Below are 17,730 nucleotides of genomic sequence, written 5' to 3' on the forward strand. Positions count from 1 at the left end.
GCTTAGAGCACGTCACCGGGTCGGGGTTCGGGCAGCTTCAGGGCCGAGTGCGCGGGGCGCGGGGGTGCGGAGGGCAGGGTGGCCAGGCCCCGCAGCCGGGCGTCGCGTTCCTCCAGGGCCCGCGCCGTGGTGGGCAGGAGCGTGGCGGCGCCGTTGCCGACCAGTGCCTGGTTCGCGGTGACGAAGGGGCGCAGGACGCGTTCGTAGGCGGCGAAGGCCACGGTGTGGTCCTCGTACGCGGCCAGGGAGTCGGCGAGCACGTAGGCGCCGGCCAGGGCGAGGCTCGACCCCTGACCGGTGAGGAACGAGGGCGCGTACGCGGCGTCGCCGACGAGCGCGACGCGCCCTCTCGACCAGTGGGGCATGCGGATCTGACCGGCCGTGTCGAAGAACGGGTCGGCCGTGGCGCGCAGCGCCTTGACCAGGCCGGGGACCTCCCACCCCGCGTCCGCGAACACCGCGGCGAACAGCTCCCGTCGGGCGCCGGGGCCCCGCAGGACGTCGCGCGGCGGCTCCGGCCGGTGGAAGACCAGGAAGGCGTGCAGCTCGTCGCAGGACCCGACGGCGTAGAGGGCCGCGGCCCGCCCCGGGGTGTTCCACATCACCAGCTCGTGGGAGAGCCCCAAGGCGTTCGGCAGGGTGAAGACGGCGAAGGCGTAGCCGAGATAGCGGTGGAACTGTTCCTCGGGGCCGAAGAGCATTTCCCGGGTCGCCGCATGCGTGCCGTCGGCGCCGACCACCAGGTCGAACGTGCGCTGACGCCCGCCGCGGAACGTCACGTCGACGCCGTGCCCGCTCTGGTCGAGGGTGTCCACGAACTCGCCGAACAGGAATTCCACGTCGTCGCGGACCGCCGCGTGGAGGATCGCGACCAGGTCGCCGCGCCGCACCTCCAGGTCCCGCCCCGCGACACCGCCGGCGACGGCGTGCGGGCCGAGCGAGGCCACTTCGCCGCCCTCGGCGTCGAGGAAGGTGAAGCGGCGCGAGTCGACGTGCGCGTCCTGGAGCCGCGGCAGTATCCCCATCCGCCGGACCACCTCGACCGCGCTGCCGCGGATGTCGACCGGGTAGCCGCCGTCGCGCGGGGCGTCCGCCTTCTCCACCACGGTGACCGCGTATCCGGACCGGTGCAGCCAGTACGCGAGGGCGGGCCCGGCGATACCGGCCCCGGAGATCAGCACGCTGCGCTTCGCGGTCGTACGCGTGTCCGCCGTCAGGCCTGGGGGCGTCATGTCCGGGTTCCCTTCTTCGTGAAACGGACTTTCGTGAAACGGACTTTCGTGGAACGGGTCTTCGTGGAACGGCGCTTCGTGAAACGGGCCTTCGTGGAGCGAACCTTCGTGAAACGGGCGACGAGCAGGGACAGCGCGGCGACGAGCCCGGCGACCGCGAAACCCGTGACGAAGGCCGACTCCGCGGGCAGGCCCGTCGCCGGGTCGGTCCCCGCGTCGAGGATCGCGCCGCCGGCCTGGACGCCCAGGGCGATCCCGATCACACGGGTCACCACGAGCAGGCCGGTGGCGATGCCGGTGTCCTCGGGGCCGACGGCGGTGGCGGCGCCGGCGAGCAACGCCGTGGTGGCGGCGCCCGCGGCGCCCGCGGTCAGCGCCTTCGCGACGACGAGCTGCCAGGCCGCGGTGGGCGAGGACGCCAGGGCGAGCGTCGCGGCCGCCATGACGAGGGTGCCCGCGACGGCCACCGCACGCGGCCGGAAGCGCCGCGTCGCGCTCCCGCCGGCCCAGTCGCCGACCGCCCCCGCGACGGCCCCGGGCAGCAGGAACAGCCCGATGTCGGTGGTGTCGGCGCCGAAGCCGTACCCGTCGGCCGGCACCGCGAACAGCTGCGGGAGCAGGAAGAGCACCATCCCGGAACTGGTGGTGATGATGAGGGTGAACACGCACGCGGTCCACATCGCGGGCCGTGCCAGCATGCGCAGATCGACCATCGGCGCGGCGGCCCCGCGCTCCACCGCGACCCATCCGGCGGCGAGTGCGGCCACGGCAAGGGCGAGGCCGCCGACCGCGAGCGGCGGCAGGTCGCCGCTCGTCACCTTCACGAGCCCGGTCATGAACGTGAGCAACGCGCCGCTCAGCAGGACCACGCCGGGCCAGTCGACCCCGCCGTCCGCCCGGGCCGGCTGATCGTGCGGCATCACCCGGGCCACGACCACCGTCGCCGCGGCGATCACGATCGTCGGCAGGGCGAACATCCACTTCCAGGACAGGCCTTCGGCGATCGGCCCCGCGAACAGCGTCCCCACCATGCCGCCGCCCGTGAACAGCGCCATGACCAGGCCGATCGCGACCTGTGCCGCCCCGGCCGGAAGGTGGGCGCGCACCAGGATGAAGGAGAGGGGCAGCGCGCCCACCATGACGCCCTGGAGGACCTGACCGAGGAGCAGCACCGGCAGGTTCGGCGCCAGACTGGCCAGCAGGCCACCGGCCGAGACCACGGCCATCAGCCGGACCAGCACCCGCTTGCCGCCGTGGCGGTCGCCGAGCTTGCCCGCGAGGGGCGCGACGACCGCACCCGTGACGAGCAAGGCGTTGGCGACCAGGGCCCCTTCACCGGGGCTCACCCCCAACTCCCGCTGGAGCAGCGGGAGCGCGGGGTCCAGGACCGACTGGAGGGCGCCCAGGGCGAGCGCCAGCACTCCGAGGGCGCCGAGGGCGCCGACCTTCCCGGCACGGGCGGTCCGCCCGCGTGGTGGAGCCGTGCCCGCGGTCTCGTCGTCGAGGAACGCCGCCACCTGTCACTCACTCCAGACACCGCTCGGGCCAGGGGAACCACGTGGGATCCACGCGGTTCCCCAGCCTTCCTTCCGGTGTCCGGCGGGGCATCGTCTCCCGCCGCCGTTCCGCCCTGGTGCGCGCGGACCAGCCGCCCGGGCACCCTGGTGCCCGCGCACTACGGCGGCGGCGCCGACCGGGCTAGTCGCGCTTGCCGCCGCCCGGCAGGAACTCCTGCACCTTCGCCTTCAGCCCCTGCTTCACCACCGAGCCCCGGTCGGCGTCGCCCTTGAGGAGCGCCTTCGCCGTGGACTCCAGCTGCTCCCAGGTGGCGTGCGGCGGGATCGGCGGCACCGCCGGGTCGGTCAGGAACTCCACGACGGCGGGGCCCTCCGCGTCGAGGCCCGCGCGCCACCCCGCGGCCACGTCCTCGGGCTTCTCCACCCGCACCCCCGTCAGCCCGATCGAGCGCGCGAAGTCCGCGTACGGCACGTCGGGCAGGGACTGCGAAGGCTCGAACGACGGGGCGCCGCCCATGGCCCGCAGCTCCCACGTCACCTGGTTGAGGTCCCGGTTGTTCCACACCCCGACGACGAGGCGCGGATCGTCCCAGCGGTGCCGGTACTTGGCCGCCGTGATCAGCTCGGCCATGCCGTTCATCTGCATCGCGCCGTCGCCGACGAGCGCGACGACCGGCCGGTTCGGGTGCGCGAACTTCGCGCCGATCGCGTACGGCACCCCGCAGCCCATCGTCGCGAGCGTGCCGGACAGCGAGGCCCGCATGTCGCCGCGCAGCGTCAGATGGCGCGCGTACCAGTTGGCCGTGGAGCCCGAGTCGGAGGTGACGACGGCGTCCGCGGGAAGCAGCGGATCCAGGGCCCGCGCCACGTGCTCCGGGTTGAGGGGGTCCGCGGCGAGGCCCGCGCGGTGCTCGAGGACGCCGCGCCACCGCTCCACGTTCGCCCGCACCTGGGCGTGCCAGTCGCGCCCGGCCGCCGCGCGCTCCTCGGAGATCATCGGGATCAGCTGCCGCAGTGTGGCGCGCGCGTCGCCGACCAGGTTCACCTCGTACGGGTAGCGCATGCCGACCATGTGCGGGTCGATGTCGATCTGCACGGCCCGGACCTTCCCGTACTCCGGCAGGAACTGCGAGTACGGGAAGCTGGAGCCGATCGTCAGGAGCGTGTCGCAGTCGCGCATCAGCTCGTACGAGGGGCGGGTGCCGAGCAGTCCGATCGCGCCCGTGACGTACGGCAGCTCGTCGCTCAGCGCGTCCTTGCCGAGCAGGGCCTTGGCGACGCCTGCGCCGAGCAGCTCCGCCAGCTCCTCGACCTCGGCGCGGGCCCCCGCCGCGCCCTGGCCGATCAGGACCGCCGTCCTGCTGCCTGAGTTCAGCACGTCCGCGGCCCGCTCCAGGGCGGTCGGCGAGGGCAGCGCCGTCCAGGCGCTGCGGTCCAGGCTGGAGGGCACCATCTTGAAGGCGTGCGTGGGCGGGCTGTAGTCCAGCTCCTGGACGTCACCGGGGATGATCACGGCGGTGGGGCAGCGGCGCGCGTACGCGGTGCGGATCGCGCGGTCGAGGACGTTCGGCAGCTGCTCGGGGACCGTCACGGTCTCCACGAAGTCGGAGGCCACGTCCTTGAACAGCGTGTGCAGGTCGACCTCCTGCTGGTACGAGCCGCCCATCGCGGAGCGGTGCGTCTGGCCGACCAGGGCGAGCACCGGCACGTGGTCCAGCTTCGCGTCGTACAGGCCGTTGAGGAGGTGGATGGCGCCCGGCCCCGAGGTCGCCGCGCACACGCCGAGCCGCCGGCCGAACTTGGCGTAGCCGACCGCCTCGAACGCCGCCATCTCCTCGTGCCGTGACTGGATGAAGCGCGGCCGGTCCTCGGCGCGGCCCCAGGCCGCGAGGAGGCCGTTGATGCCGTCGCCGGGGTAGCCGAAGACGCAGTCGACGTCCCAGGCCCGCAGCCTCTCCAGAATGTGGTCGGCGACCTTCGTGCTCATGACGGTGTCCTTCCGGTACCGGGCGCTGAATCCGTCCCGGCCGGGTTTCCTGCGGTGCCGGGCGAAAACCTTGGTCCCCCGACGTGGAGTTTGGTGCGCGAAGCGAGGGGCAGGCGGAAGAGCAGTGCTTCGGAACGGAGGCACGTCCGTGGGAGAGGCCTCACTCGCCCCGGGTGTGCCCTGACGCGGCACGTGCCCGCACTCCCACGGTGACCGTGCGAACCAAAGCACCGGCAAGGGAGTTGTGACGCACTATGCCAACGGACGCAGCACGTCCCGAGGAAGCCGCGGCGGTCGACGAGCAGACCTCGTCGGGTACGAAGCGCCGCGAGCGCCCGCACCACGGCCGACCCACCCAGCACACCCAGCGCGCGCAGCGCGTCGCGGCGCCCGCGCGCCTGTCCCCCAGGACGTCCCCCGCGCGGCACGAACCCGCCGCCCGCGACCGGTCCCCGGTACGCGCCGAGGCCGCCCCGCCCGCCCCGAGCCCCCGCACCAGGCGCTCGCGTTCCTCCCGGCACCCGCACGACGACGCCCCCGACACCGCCGCGGCCTTCGGCAGGCTGTGCGAACTCCCGCACGGGCCCGAGCGGGACGCCCTGCGCGAGGAGATCGTGCGGGCCTGGCTGCCGATGGCCGAACGGCTCGCGGGCCGCTTCCGCAACCGCGGCGAGTCCCTGGAGGACCTGCGCCAAGTCGCGGCCCTCGGCCTGGTGAAGGCCGTCGACCGCTACGACCCGGAGCGCGGCAACGCCTTCGAGAGCTACGCCGTGCCCACCGTCACCGGCGAGATCAAGCGCCACTTCCGCGACCACATGTGGACCCTGCACGTGCCCCGGCGCGTCCAGGACCTGCGCAACCGCGTGCGGTTCGCCTGCCAGGACCTCTCCCAGACCGTGTCCGGGCGGGCCCCCACCATCGCGGAGATCGCCGAGCGGGCCGGGATGAGCGAGGAGGACGCGGCCGCAGGACTTGAGGCCCTCGACAGCTTCACCGCGCTGTCCCTGGACGCCGAACTGCCCGGCAGCGACGACGGCTACGCGCTGCGCGACACGCTCGGCGGCCCCGACCCCGCGCTCGACGTCGTCGTGGACCGCGAGGCCGTCAAGCCGCGGCTCGCGGCCCTGCCCGAGCGCGAACGGGCCATCCTCTACATGCGGTTCTTCGGCGACATGACGCAGAGCCGCATCGCCGAGCACCTGGGGATCTCCCAGATGCACGTGTCCCGGCTCATCAGCCGCTGCTGCGGGCGGCTGCGGGACGAGATCACCCGCGACATGGCGCGGCACGCACCACGCCCGGTGCCCGCCGCGTCCGGTGAGATCACCCAGGACGCCGCATAGCGAGACCGATGTGACGGGACATCACATCCACGGCGCGCGCCTCCGCCATCGAGAAGGCGAGGCGCGCGCCGGTCCTGAACAGGCTGAGCACTCCCTCGGGCGGGCCCTCGGTGCCCGCCGTCAGCGGGACGCACAACAAGGACGTCACCTGGGCCCGCACGAGCACCGGCACGCCCGACGCGTCCTGGCCGAAGCCGTCCTCGGGGTGCGGCCGCACCTGGAAGGCGGGCGCCCCGCAGCGCACCGTCTCCATGACCAGCGGGCAGTCGGCGGGGTCCTGCGCGAGGACGTCCGCCACCGGCGCGCCCGGGGGCCCGAGGACCGTGACGCGGCGCGGCCCCGGGGAGCCCTCGTCGGCGATCACCCAGTCCGCGAACGTGCCGTGCAGCACCCCCGCGGCGCGCCGCAGCGCCTCGGCCGGTTCGCCCGGCGGGGACGCGAGCAGCGCCGTCGTCATCACGTCCGACAGTTCGAGCAGCTCGGCGTGGCGGGTCGCCTCGGCCAGGTCGGGGACGCGGCCCAGACGGGAGCCGAAGACGCCGTGCCCGTCGACGCGGGTGTCGTCCGTGCCCACGGGCTGGAGGACGACGAGCACGACCGTACGGGGCTCCGTGCCGGGCCGCAGCGCGGTCAGCGTCGCCCGCAGCGGCTGCTCGGGGCGCTGCTGGAGGCGCACCGTCAGGCTCCGGTCGCCCTCGCCGCGGGCGACCGCCGCGGCCTGCGAGCGGATCGCGATCCCGTCGGACGGCGTGAGGAACCCGGACAGCGGCCTGCCGGTCGCGTATCCGCCGCGCACGCCCGTCAGGCTCGTCGCCGCGACGTTCATGCGCCGCACCACGGTCTCGCCGTCGACGAGTACCACCGGTAGCGGGAGCCGCTGGAAGACCGCGCGCAGCAGCCGCTGCTCCTCACGGTCCGACGAGACGGCCGCCGCGGGGCCGTCCACCGCGAGCCGCTCGACCCCGGGCCACAACCGCTCGGCCGCGTGGTCCAGTTCGAACAGGGCCGCGTCGAGCATCGTGCCGAGGTCTCCCGACGGCACCGCGCGCGACGCCTTCAACTCCGCGACGCGGCGCACGAAGTCCGCGAGTTCCTCACCGAACTCCCCAGTCTGGGTCATGTGTCGAACGTAGCCGCTGTGCCCGTTTTCCGGAGGCTTCCGAGGGAAGCCGCACAGGTGGGAAGCAAGGAGGAGAGCGCCATGCCGATGCCGATCGGACCGGAAGGACCGGAATCCGCGCTGCCGCAGCGCAGGCTGTCCGAACTCGCCGAGCAGGCCGTGCGGTGCACCGCCGCGTGCTGCGGCGCGGGCACCACCGTCACCGACGGCGGCGACGAGCTGCCCACCGCCGTCACCCACCCCGACCTCGCCGGGCTCGTCTCCGTCCAGCTCCGCTCCGGCGAGGGGCCCATCCCGGCCGCGCAGGAGCGCGGCGCGCCGGTGGACGCGGCCGACCTGCTGCGCGACGAGCGCTGGCCCGAATACCGTGCCCTCGCCCTGGACTCCGGCGTCCGCGCGAGCGTGACGCTGCCGTTCCGGCGCTCCGGCCTCACCCTCACCCTCAGCCTGTTCAGCTTCCGCCCCGGCAGCCTGGACGACGTGCCCTGCGGCCCCGCGCAGGCGCTCGGCGACCTCGCGACGACCAGCCTGGTCCGTGACCGCCACTACCGCGCGGCCCTCACCGAGCTGGACCACCTGGGCGAGGCACTGCGCACCCGGCCCGTCGTCGACCAGGCGCGCGGCATCATCATGCATGTCCTCAGCTGCGACGCGGACCAGGCCTTCGGCCTGCTGCGGCGCATCTCGCAGACCACGAACCGCAAGCTCTCCGAGGTCTCGGCCGCCCTCGTGGACACGCGCGGCCGCGGTCTGGAACGGGAGCTGGCCAGCCTGGCGCGGGAGACCCGGACCGACTGAGGGCACCCGCGCGCGTCGCGCTTTAGCCCGTCCGGCGCGGGAGGACGAGCGCGAAGCGCGGCGGGCGGCTCGAATGTGTGCATGCGCACTTCCGCCCCCCTGACCCTCGCCCTCCCCCTGGCCCTGTACGCCCTCGCCGTCGCGCCGCCCGCCCACGCGGAGGGCGGCGCGGCCGCCGAGGTCACCCCGGCGCGCGCCGCCCCCGGCGAGCAGGTCACCGTCTCGGTCGCCTGCCCGGCCACCGGCACCGCGCCCCCGCAGACGATCGCCGCCGACTCCCAGGCCTTCGAGCAGGGCACCGTCACCCTCCAGCGCGTACCGGACCACCAGAAGCGGAACCCCGACGCCGTCGGCTACCAGGGCACCGCCCGCATCGCCCCCAGCAGCGGCTTCGAAGAGGACCGCCCGGACGCCGCGGGGCCCGCGCCGGAGTCGTCCGTGGACGGCGTCTGCCCCGGCGACGGCCAGTGGCAGGCGACGTTCACCGTGACAGGGGCCGCGCACACCGCGCCGGGCCCGTCGCACACGGCGCCCGCGCCCGCCGCGACGCACGGCGTGCGCGCGGGCCAGGGCGGCACGTTCACCGACTCACCCGCGGCCCTCGCCGCCGGCGGCGTCCTGGTGGCGGGCGCGTGCGCCGCCGCCGTCCACCGGCTGCGCCGCGACCGCGCCGCCACGCGCTGACCGCCGCACGGAGTAAACCTGACGGACCACCGCCCGCCCGACGATGGAGCGGCGCCGCCGTGGGTACGCACAGACCCGACAGCACGCGAACGGTCACACGGGTGGCCGGAGGAGCGCACGGAGGTGCCCATGCGGCGGACGGACCACGCGGGGCGCGGCCACGTCCGGTGGGGCCCGCCCCTGCCGGAGCCGGGCCTGCCGGTCCTGCCGGAGCTGGCCGCCGTGGTCGCGGCCGCGGCCGGCCACAGCCACGCGGCGCCGCCCGGCGGCGACCCGGCGCTGCGCGCGGCGGCGAGCGGCTACTGGCACCGCCGGGGCCTTCCGGCCGAGCCGGGGCACGTCGCCGCCGCGCCCGGCGCGGCGCCCCTGCTGCTCGCCGTCGCCGCGGCCCTCGGCGGCGACGTCCTGCTGCCCCGGCCGTGCGCCGCCTGGTGGGAGCCCCAGGTGCGGCTCCTGGGCCGTTCCGTCTACCACGTGCCGACGCCCGCCGAGTGCGGCGGCGTCCCCGACGCGTACGCCCTCCTGGAGACCGTCCGCCGCGTCCGCGACGAGGGCGGCGCGCCGCGTCTGCTCGTGCTGTCCGTCGCCGACGACCCGACCGCGACCGTGCCGCCGCCCGAGGCCGTGCACGAGGCCGTGGAGGCCGCGGCGGGCGAGGGCCTGCACCTCGTGAGCGACGAGACGTGGCGCGACACCCTGCACCGCCCGCACGACACCGTCCTGGTCGGCCCCGCCGAGATGGCCCCCGGCCGGGTCACCGTCGTCAGCGACCTCGCCGGTGCCTTCCTGCCGCCCGCCCTGCCCGCCGCCGTCGCCCGCTTCCCCGCGGACGGCCCGGGCGCCGCGCTGCGCGCCCGTGCCCTCGACGTGCTCACGGCCCTGGGCGCGACCCTGGCGGCGCCGGTCGCCGCCGCGGCGACGTACGCGCTCGGCGAGCCGGCCGAGGTCACCGCGCGCCTGGCCGCCGCGAACCGGCTGCACGCGCGCCTCGCCGCCGTCCTGCGCGAGACCGTCGTCGGCGCGGGCGCACTCGCCCGGCCACCGGCGGCGGGCCGGCACGTGTACGCCGACCTCGGCCCGCTGCGCGCCGGGCTCGCCGCGCGCGGCGTCACGGACGCGCAGGAGCTGGAGGACCACCTCCAGGAGCGGCTCGGCCTGCCCGCCCCCGGCGGCCACCGCTTCGGCGACGACATCGACGCGCTGCGCGTGCGCCTGTCCACAGGACCGCTCGTCGGGCCCGGCCCCGAGGGGCGGTCCGCCGCGCTCAGCGCCCCGGAGCCACAGGAATCGCCGCACGCGGAGCGGGTCCTCGCCCGGATCGGGTCGGTCTTCGACGACCTCCGCCTGGAAGCACAGCGATGGGAGCCTCCTCGGTGACGCAGACACAACAGCAGCCCCAGGGCACGGAGCGGGCACGACGGGGGGACGCCACGGAGACAGCGGCAACAGCGGCGACAGCGGCGACAGCGGAAACGGAGGACACAGAGGACACGGCGGACGCGGCGGACACGGCCGAGACGGCCGACGCGGCGGATCCAGAGGCGGCCGGCGCCGCGCGCGGGCGGACCGGCCCCGCCGCCCCACCCGGGCGCGGCCCCGCGACCGCCCTCTGCCCCGCCGCCCCGGCACGCGGGCCCGGCTCGCCGCGCCGGTGGCCCACGTCGTTCGCGGACCGGCTCACCGCGCCGCTGCCCGGCCTGCGCGCCTTCGCGCGGTTCGCCCGCGAAGGCGCCCTGCGGCCGGGGCCCGCGGGCCTCGCCGACATCCCCCGGCTGCCCTTCGCCCCCGGCCCGCTGCCGCGCGTCGACGCCCGTACGGTCGCCGTGACCTGGGCGGGCCACGCCAGCTGGGTCGTGCGGATCGGCGGCCTCACCGTGCTCACCGACCCCGTATGGTCCCGGCGGATCCTCGGCACCCCCGCCCGGGTCACCCCCGTCGGCGTGGCCTGGAACGCGCTGCCGCGCGTCGACGCCGTCGTCATCAGCCACAACCACTACGACCACCTCGACGCGCCCACCCTCAAGCGGCTGCCGCGCGACACCCCGCTGTTCGTGCCCGCCGGGCTCGGGCGGTGGTTCGCCCGGCGGCGCTTCACGCGCGTCACCGAACTCGACTGGTGGGAGAGCGCCGAACTCGATGGCGTCCGCCTCGGCTTCGTGCCCGCGCACCACTGGTCCAAGCGGGGGCTCCGGGACACGTGCCGGAGCCTGTGGGGCGGGTGGGTCCTCACCGACGGCGCGGGGCAGCGGGTGTACTTCGCCGGGGACACCGGCTACGGGCACTGGTTCGCGCGCATCGGGGAGCGCTACCCGGGGATCGACCTCGCCCTGCTGCCCATCGGCGCGTACGAGCCGCGGTGGTGGCTGCGGGACGTGCACTGCGACCCGGAGGAGGCGGTGCGGGCCGCGCGCGACGTCGGGGCGCGGCGGATGGCCCCCATGCACTGGGGCACGTTCCTGCTGTCGGCCGAGCCGGTGCTCGAACCCCTGGAGCGGGCCAGGGCCGCCTGGGCGGCGGCCGGGCTGGACCCGGGTGACCTCTGGGACCTGCCGGTGGGCGGGTCGCGGGTGCTGGGGCCCGGCTAGGGCCTGTCCGAGGCCTCCTGCGGGCGCAGCCGGCGCCAGGCCGCCGGTGCCGCGCTGATGACGACGGTGAGGCCCACGGCCAGGGCGACGCCCTGCCAGGGCTCCTTGAAGAGGGAGCCGCCGAGGATGCCGATGAGCTGGTAGGTGAGCGCCCAGGCGAGACACGCGGGGAGGTTGCCGCGGGCGAAGCGGCGCAGCGGCATCCGGGCGAGGAGACAGGCCAGCATGACGGGCAGCCGGCCCGCGGGCACGAGGCGGGACAGGACGAGGACCAGGACGCCGTGGTCGCGGAGCTTGTCCTGGGCGCGGGCGAGCCGCTCCTCGGGCGCGCGGTCGCGGATCGCCGCCAGCCAGCGCGACCCGTTCCTGGAGCGCATGCCGCGCTGCCCGAGCCAGTACAGGCCGACGTCCCCGGCGAACGCCGCGAGCGAGGCCACCCCGAACACGATGAGCAGCCCGAAGGGCGCCGTGTCGGTCCGGTGGAAGGCGACCACCGCCGCCGAGCTGACCAGCGCCCCCGTCGGCACCACCGGCACCAGCGCGCCGACCACCACCAGCAGGAACAGCGACGGGTAGCCGACCGCCTGCTGCGTGGAGTCCGGCGACACCTGGGCCGCCGCGGCCAGCATCACAGGGCGGCCTCGGGGCGGACGCTCTCGCCGTGCGCGAGGCGGTGCACCGCCACGTCCGGCGCCCGGCGCGCGGCCTGCCGCACGAACTCGTCGCCCGGCGTGTGGAACTCGTGCGGGCGCACCGCGTCCATGCCGATCGGCCAGTACGTGCCGTAGTGCACCGGCACCGCGCTGCGCGGCGCGATCCGGGCCAGGGCCTCGGCGGCGCGGACCGGATCGAGATGGCCGTGGCCGAGGTAAGGGCCCCAGCCGCCGACCGGGAGCAGGGCCACGTCGACGGGGCCGACCTCGTCGGCCATCGCGTCGAACAGGCCGGTGTCCCCGGCGAAGTACGTACGGGCCGCGCCCTGGACGACGTACCCGAGCGCGGGGGAGCGGCGCGGGCCCACCGGAAGGCGGCGCCCGTCGTGCAGGGCGGGCACCACCCGCACGACCACGCCGCCGTCCCCGACGGGCACCTCGTCACCCGGCGCGACCTCGGTGAACCGCAGGTGCGACAGGCGGCGCAGGCCCGGCACGGAACGCGAGGCGCCGCGCGGTATCAGGGCCCGGGTGCCGGGCGCGAGCCGGGCGAGGGACGGCACGTGCAGGTGGTCGGCGTGCAGATGGGAGAGCAGGACGACGTCGGCGACGGCGGCCTCGGGGGGTGGGAGCGCGCCACGGCGGCGGCGCAGGTGCGCGAGCCGGCGCGCGAAGAGGGGATCGGTCAGGACCCGTGTCCCGGAATCCTCGACCGTGCAGGTGGCATGGCCCCACCAAGTGACCGTGACGTCCGGCCGCACCCGTTCCTCCTTCGTGTGACTGTCTCCGAGCCTACGGCCAGGAGTAGTGTCGTCGGCTGACGCCAGAGGTCAGGGGGACGCCATGGGAAACACCTGCGGGGGGCCGGCCCGTGCGGTGCGGGTCGCCGCCATCGCCAGCCTGACGCCTCTGGAGGAGCTGGACAGCGATCCGTTCCTCGTCGACTCGCGCAGCCAGCACGCCATGTGCGCGCGCTGGGCCGCCGCCCACGGCTACGTGGTCACGCGCGAGCTGGTCGTGCGCGGCCTGCGCGCCGACCACGCCGTCTTCTGGAACGACGTCGACGCGGGCCTCGTCGACCTGTTCGTGGTCCCGTGCCGCCGCGTCCTGGAGCGGGCCCTGCGGTCCGCCGACGAGTTCACCGCGGAGTGCGCGCGGCGCGGCGTCCGCATCGAGACCGCGGGCTTCGAAGAGCCCTGCTACGACTCGCACATGAAGGCCCGCGTCCACCGCCGCCTCTCCATGCCGACGGCCGGCTACGACGGCTGCTGACCCCGCCCGCCTGCCCCGGCCCCCGCGCTGTGACAGGCTGAGGCGAAGGTCAGATCGTGAGGCGGGCGGAACGCGGTGCGTGGTGGTCGGTGGCGGACGGTGGGGCGCGGCCTCGGGCGGGTGATCGCCGTGTGGGCGGTGAGCACGCTCACGATGCTGGTCCTCGCCGGCATCCTGCCCGACTTCAAGCTCCAGTCCGACGACGGCGACAGCGCCACCCGCATCGCCGTGACCGCGGCCCTCGGCGCGGGCGCCTTCGGCCTCCTCTCCGCCCTGGTGTGGCCGCTGCTCGTGCGGGCCCTGCTGCTCGTGCCCGCCCTGGTCCTCGGCCTGCTCACCTTCTTCCTCAACGGGTCGCTGCTGCTGCTCGCGCTGCGGCTCATCCCCGACGGGCGCGGGGACGCGAACGCCGAGACCGCCGTCGTCGTCGCGGCCGTGATGTCGGCGGTGGCGTCCGCGACGGGCGGCGCGCTCGCCGTCCGCGACGACGACGCCTACCGGCGCCGCCTGTACCGCCTCGCGGACCGAAGACGCCGCCGTACCGAGGGGCCGCACGGCCCGAGCACCCCGGGCACGGTCTTCCTCCAGCTCGACGGCGTCGGCCACGACGTCCTGTGCCGCGCGGCCCGCAAGGGCGTGATGCCCACCGTCGCCCGCTGGCTCGGCGCCGACGACCGGCCCGGCGCGCGCGCCACGCACCGGCTCACGCCGTGGCGCACCGACTGGTCGAGCCAGACCGGCGCGAGCCAGCTCGGCATCCTGCACGGCAGCAACCACGACGTGCCCGCCTTCCGCTGGTACGAGAAGGACACCGGCGAGGTGATGGTGTCCAACCGCCCCGCGTCCGCCGTGGAGCTGCAGCGGCGCGCGATCGCCCGCACCGGCGACGGCGGACTGCTCACCCACGACGGGGCCAGCCGCGGCAACCTCTTCAGCGGCGGCGCCGAGCAGCTCGCGCTCGTCCTCTCCATGGCCGCGCGGCGCGGCAGACAGACCCGCTCGCGTGCCGGGTACTTCGCGTACTTCTCCGACCCCGCCAACGCCGTCCGCACCGCCCTGTCCTTCGTCGCCGAGGTCGGCCGCGAGATCGGCGAGTCCACCCGCGCCCGGATCCGCAGGCGCCGCCCGCGCGTGAGCCGGGGCGGCCTCTATCCCTTCATCCGCGCCTTCGCGACCGTCGTGGAGCGCGACGTCGTGGTCGCCGCCGTCATCGGGGACATGCTCGCCGGGCGGGCCGCCGTGTACGCCGACCTCGTGGCGTACGACGAGGTGGCGCACCACTCCGGGCCCACGAGCGGCGACGCCGAGCGGGTCCTCAGACGCCTCGACCGGTCCCTCGCGCTGCTCGCCCAGGTCACCGAGCACGCGCCCCGGCCCTACCGCCTCGTGCTGCTCTCCGACCACGGCCAGAGCCCCGGCGAGACCTTCCGCGCCCGCTACGGCCTCACCCTCGGCGACCTGGTGCGCGCGGGCTGCGGCCTGCCCGTGCCGCGCCGGGCCCATCGCACGCACAGCGGCGCCGAGGCCCGCGCGGCCGTCCGCGCCGCCCTGCGCAGGCCCGTCGAGGAGGGCACGGGTGAGCACCGGCCGCGCCGCCGCGCCGAGCCCGTCGTGCTCGCCTCGGGGAACCTGGGGCTCGTCTCCTTCCCCGACGTGCCCCACCGCATGACGCGTAAGGAGATCGACCGGCGCCACCCCGCGCTCCTGCCGACCCTCGCCAACCACCCGGGCATCGGCTTCCTGCTGGTGCGCGACGCCGACCGCGGGCCCCTCGTCCTGGGCGCGCGCGGCGCCGAGGTGTACCTGGACGAGCTGCCCGCCGACCCGGGCCCGGAGGACCTCGGGCCGCTCGTCGACTTCGGGCCCGGCGCCGTCGACGCCGTGCGGCGCACCGACGGCTTCCCGCACACCGCCGACATCATGGTCAACTCCGCCTACGACCCGCTGGACGGCGAGGTCCTCGCCTTCGAGGAGCAGATCGGCTCGCACGGCGGGCTCGGCGGCGCCCAGTCCCGGCCGTTCCTGCTCTCCCCGCTGGTGCTGTCGCCGCCCGTGGCCGAGGGCGCCGAACTCGTCGGCGCGGAGGCCGTGCACCGGGTCCTGCGGCGCTGGCTGCGCGAGGCGCACGGCCCGGAAGTGCCCCGCGTCACACCTGCGGATGATCGCCTTCCGGACCTTGCGGCACCGACAGCATTTCCGGCCCCCGACCCCGTCGTACAGGACAAAACGCAGTGATTTTGCGCCGTGCGGCCGGTGCCCGACCATGGGCCCGCGCCCGGTGATCCCGGGCGATCGGCACGACGAGAGGCGCACCACCCCATGCACGACACCGGAACCGCACCACCGTCGGCTCCGGCCCAGCGGCAGGACGCGGCTGCCGCGCCGCACACCGAAGGCAAGCACGCGCGCCGCTTCGGACTCCCCATCGCCACCTGCCTGGTCATGGGCAACATCATCGGCGGCGGCATCTTCCTGCTCCCGGCCTCCGTCGCGCCCTTCGGGACCGTCAGCCTCGTCGCGTTCGCCGTCCTGACCGCCGGAGCCATCGCGCTCGCCCTGGTCTTCGGCCGCCTCGCCGAGCGGGACCCGCGCACCGGCGGGCCGTACGTGTACGCGCGGGAGGCCTTCGGCGACTTCGCGGGCTTCCTCGCCGCCTGGTCGTACTGGATCACGACCTGGGTGTCGAACGCGGCGCTCGCCGTCGCCGCCGTCGGCTACCTCGACGTCCTGATGCCCGTGACCGACCACAAGTGGACCGCCTGCCTCGCCGCGCTCGTGCTGCAACTGCTGCCCGCGCTCGCCAACCTCGCCGGGACGCGGTACGTCGGCGCCGTGCAGCTCGTCGCCACCGTGCTCAAGTTCCTGCCGCTGCTCCTCGTCGCCTTCGGCGGGCTCTTCTTCTTCGACCCGGCGAACCTGGGGCCGTTCCGAGCCGGTGACGGCAGCGCAGTCGGCGCGGTGTCCGCGTCCGCCGCGATCCTGCTGTTCTCGTACCTGGGCGTGGAGTCCGCGGCCGTCAGCGCGGGCGAGGTGCGCGACCCGCGGCGCAACGTCGGCCGGGCCACCATCCTCGGCACGCTCGGCGCCGCCCTCGTCTACCTGCTCGGCACCCTCGCCGTCTTCGGCACCGTCGCGCACGACAAGCTCGTCGAGTCCACCGCGCCGTTCTCCGACGCCGTGAACGTGATGTTCGGCGGCTCCTGGGGCGGCACCGCCGTCGCGGTCGCCGCGCTCGTGTCCATGGTCGGCGCGCTCAACGGCTGGACGCTCCTGAGCGCCCAGACGCCGTACGCGGCGGCGAAGGACGGCCTGTTCCCGAGCGCGTTCGCCACCAAGCGGCGTGGCGTGCCCACCGTCGGCGTCCTCGTGACCGTCGTCCTCGCCTCGCTCCTGACCGTGTACAACTACACGGCGGGGCCTTCCGGGGTCTTCGAGGTCCTCGTGCTCGTCACGACGTTCACGGCCACCGTGCCCTATCTGCTCGCCACCGCCGCGCAGATCTACTTCCTGGTCTCCGGGCAGCGCGAGCGGGTGCGCCGCGGGCGCCTGGTGCGCGACGCCGTGCTGGCCTGCGCCGCGTTCGGCTTCTCGCTGTGGCTGGTCGCGGGGGCCGGGTACGCGGCCGTCTACCAGGGCGTCCTGTTCCTCTTCGCGGGCGTCCTCGTGTACGCGGTGATGGCGGCCCGCAGACAGCGGACCGCCGACCACGCTTCCGCATAGCTCCCCACCGCGCCGGCCACCGGCCGAGCCCCGCGTGCCCCGCCGGGACCGCTTCCGCGCGGCTCGTCGCCCTCGCGGGAGACGCCCGTACAGGGGCCGTCGGGCCCAGGTGCGCGGTGCGAGTCCGCCAGGTAACTGCCCTTGGTGAGGCGGAGCTTGACGGTTCCGGAGGGGTGGTGCGGTCAGGGGTCCCGCCCCTTGTCGTGCCGTCGACCGCGCCGCCGGGCCGGGTGTCCGCGACGAGGGTTCCCCGTGGGACGGCGGGGCGCGGTCGGCGGGGCCCCGCCCGGGTGATCCTTCTTACGGTGGCGTACTGCCCCCGTACGCCGCGATTTCCCCCGGAGTGTGATCGGATGGAGGCCACGGAACTTCACTGAAGGGATTTGGCATCGTGGCTACCACGCGCTCCGCACACACGGTCTGGGAAGGCAGCCTGACCGAGGGCTCCGGCACGGTGACCTTCGACTCCTCGGGCATCGGGCAGCAGGCCGTGTCCTGGCCGTCCCGCGCCGAGGAGGCGAACGGCAAGACCAGCCCGGAGGAGCTGATCGCCGCCGCGCACTCCAGCTGCTTCTCGATGGCCCTCTCGCACGGCCTGACCGGTGCCGGCACCCCGCCCACCAAGCTCGTCACGTCCGCCGACGTGACCTTCCAGCCGGGCACGGGCATCACCGGCATCCACCTCACCGTCGAGGGCGAGGTGCCGGGCCTCGACGAGGCGGCCTTCACCGCCGCCGCCGAGAACGCCAAGGCCAACTGCCCGGTCAGCCAGGCGCTCACGGGCACCACGATCACGCTGTCGGCCAAGCTGGCCTGACC

Annotated in this window: 15 protein-coding genes and 1 pseudogene; 10 read left to right on the forward strand and 6 right to left on the reverse strand. The window is 75.4% G+C overall.

The genetic code is table 11. From position 1 onward, the window contains the following. Positions 1-2: 2 nt before the first annotated feature. A complete protein-coding gene (locus AC07GB_RS08765) occupies positions 3-1,181 on the reverse strand; it encodes an FAD-dependent monooxygenase (RefSeq protein ID WP_478843294.1) in 1,179 nt (392 codons plus the stop codon). Between AC07GB_RS08765 and AC07GB_RS08770 the strand changes: the two are divergent. Continuing rightward, a pseudogene (locus AC07GB_RS08770) lies at positions 1,118-1,300 on the forward strand (hypothetical protein); the annotation flags it as partial. The gene AC07GB_RS08765 and the pseudogene AC07GB_RS08770 overlap by 64 nt on opposite strands. Here the strand turns inward: AC07GB_RS08770 and AC07GB_RS08775 are convergent. Beyond that, a complete protein-coding gene (locus AC07GB_RS08775; RefSeq protein WP_478842983.1) occupies positions 1,229-2,749 on the reverse strand; it encodes an MFS transporter in 1,521 nt (506 codons plus the stop codon). The pseudogene AC07GB_RS08770 and the gene AC07GB_RS08775 overlap by 72 nt on opposite strands. A gap of 181 nt (positions 2,750-2,930) precedes the next feature. Beyond that, positions 2,931-4,736, reverse strand: coding sequence for a thiamine pyrophosphate-requiring protein (locus AC07GB_RS08780; protein WP_478842985.1), 1,806 nt, complete (start codon positions 4,734-4,736; stop codon positions 2,931-2,933). A 398-nt stretch (positions 4,737-5,134) separates the two neighbouring features. Between AC07GB_RS08780 and AC07GB_RS08785 the strand changes: the two genes are divergently transcribed. Continuing rightward, positions 5,135-6,079, forward strand: a complete 945-nt coding sequence (locus AC07GB_RS08785) for an RNA polymerase sigma factor SigF (RefSeq protein ID WP_478843296.1) — start codon at positions 5,135-5,137, stop codon at positions 6,077-6,079. Here the strand turns inward: AC07GB_RS08785 and AC07GB_RS08790 are convergent. After that, positions 6,060-7,199 (reverse strand): PAS domain-containing protein, encoded by a 1,140-nt coding sequence (locus AC07GB_RS08790; protein WP_478842987.1) that lies wholly within the window; start codon positions 7,197-7,199, stop codon positions 6,060-6,062. The genes AC07GB_RS08785 and AC07GB_RS08790 overlap by 20 nt on opposite strands. An 81-nt stretch (positions 7,200-7,280) precedes the next feature. Here AC07GB_RS08790 and AC07GB_RS08795 point away from each other — a divergent pair, with 81 nt between their 5' ends. The 4 genes from AC07GB_RS08795 (at position 7,281) to AC07GB_RS08810 (ending at position 11,266) form a co-directional block, all read left to right on the forward strand. Next, the gene (locus AC07GB_RS08795) at positions 7,281-7,997 is read left to right on the forward strand and encodes an ANTAR domain-containing response regulator (RefSeq protein WP_478842989.1); all 717 of its coding nucleotides are present in this window, start codon (positions 7,281-7,283) and stop codon (positions 7,995-7,997) included. 81 nt (positions 7,998-8,078) lie between these two features. Further along, on the forward strand, positions 8,079-8,681 hold the full coding sequence (locus AC07GB_RS08800) for a hypothetical protein (protein WP_478842991.1): 603 nt from the start codon (positions 8,079-8,081) through the stop codon (positions 8,679-8,681). Positions 8,682-8,810: 129 nt separating this feature from the next. Continuing rightward, a complete protein-coding gene (locus AC07GB_RS08805) occupies positions 8,811-10,058 on the forward strand; it encodes an aminotransferase class I/II-fold pyridoxal phosphate-dependent enzyme (protein ID WP_478842993.1) in 1,248 nt (415 codons plus the stop codon). Beyond that, positions 10,055-11,266 (forward strand): MBL fold metallo-hydrolase, encoded by a 1,212-nt coding sequence (locus AC07GB_RS08810; RefSeq protein ID WP_478842995.1) that lies wholly within the window; start codon positions 10,055-10,057, stop codon positions 11,264-11,266. The genes AC07GB_RS08805 and AC07GB_RS08810 overlap by 4 nt, the downstream gene beginning before the upstream one ends. On the opposite strand, the gene AC07GB_RS08815 is transcribed toward AC07GB_RS08810, so the two are convergent. Together AC07GB_RS08815 and AC07GB_RS08820 are read right to left on the reverse strand one after the other, a co-directional pair. Continuing rightward, a complete protein-coding gene (locus AC07GB_RS08815; protein WP_478842997.1) occupies positions 11,263-11,895 on the reverse strand; it encodes a DedA family protein in 633 nt (210 codons plus the stop codon). The genes AC07GB_RS08810 and AC07GB_RS08815 overlap by 4 nt on opposite strands. Further along, positions 11,895-12,680: an MBL fold metallo-hydrolase gene (locus tag AC07GB_RS08820; RefSeq protein WP_478842999.1), complete on the reverse strand. Its 786-nt coding sequence runs from the start codon at positions 12,678-12,680 to the stop codon at positions 11,895-11,897. The genes AC07GB_RS08815 and AC07GB_RS08820 overlap by 1 nt, the downstream gene beginning before the upstream one ends. A gap of 82 nt (positions 12,681-12,762) precedes the next feature. Here AC07GB_RS08820 and AC07GB_RS08825 point away from each other — a divergent pair, with 82 nt between their 5' ends. From AC07GB_RS08825 to AC07GB_RS08840, 4 genes are all read left to right on the forward strand, one after another. After that, positions 12,763-13,191 (forward strand): recombinase family protein, encoded by a 429-nt coding sequence (locus tag AC07GB_RS08825; RefSeq protein ID WP_030667826.1) that lies wholly within the window; start codon positions 12,763-12,765, stop codon positions 13,189-13,191. A 75-nt stretch (positions 13,192-13,266) separates the two neighbouring features. Beyond that, complete coding sequence (locus AC07GB_RS08830) at positions 13,267-15,426, forward strand: phage holin family protein (protein WP_478843001.1); 2,160 nt, start codon at positions 13,267-13,269, stop codon at positions 15,424-15,426. Positions 15,427-15,510: 84 nt separating this feature from the next. Further along, the gene (locus tag AC07GB_RS08835) at positions 15,511-16,911 is read left to right on the forward strand and encodes an amino acid permease (protein WP_478843003.1); all 1,401 of its coding nucleotides are present in this window, start codon (positions 15,511-15,513) and stop codon (positions 16,909-16,911) included. Positions 16,912-17,302: 391 nt separating this feature from the next. Continuing rightward, positions 17,303-17,728, forward strand: coding sequence for an OsmC family peroxiredoxin (locus tag AC07GB_RS08840; protein WP_138962621.1), 426 nt, complete (start codon positions 17,303-17,305; stop codon positions 17,726-17,728). Positions 17,729-17,730: the final 2 nt, after the last annotated feature.

The organism is Streptomyces sp. NPDC045778 (assembly GCF_056431945.1).

Coding starts and splice junctions, on each gene's coding strand:
- AC07GB_RS08780 (WP_478842985.1), bottom strand. CDS start 4,736: ATGAGCACGAAGGTCGCCGACCACATTCTGGAGAGGCTGCGGGCCTGG.
- AC07GB_RS08790 (WP_478842987.1), bottom strand. CDS start 7,199: ATGACCCAGACTGGGGAGTTCGGTGAGGAACTCGCGGACTTCGTGCGC.
- AC07GB_RS08795 (WP_478842989.1), top strand. CDS start 7,281: ATGCCGATGCCGATCGGACCGGAAGGACCGGAATCCGCGCTGCCGCAG.
- AC07GB_RS08800 (WP_478842991.1), top strand. CDS start 8,079: ATGCGCACTTCCGCCCCCCTGACCCTCGCCCTCCCCCTGGCCCTGTAC.
- AC07GB_RS08805 (WP_478842993.1), top strand. CDS start 8,811: ATGCGGCGGACGGACCACGCGGGGCGCGGCCACGTCCGGTGGGGCCCG.
- AC07GB_RS08815 (WP_478842997.1), bottom strand. CDS start 11,895: ATGCTGGCCGCGGCGGCCCAGGTGTCGCCGGACTCCACGCAGCAGGCG.
- AC07GB_RS08825 (WP_030667826.1), top strand. CDS start 12,763: ATGGGAAACACCTGCGGGGGGCCGGCCCGTGCGGTGCGGGTCGCCGCC.
- AC07GB_RS08835 (WP_478843003.1), top strand. CDS start 15,511: ATGCACGACACCGGAACCGCACCACCGTCGGCTCCGGCCCAGCGGCAG.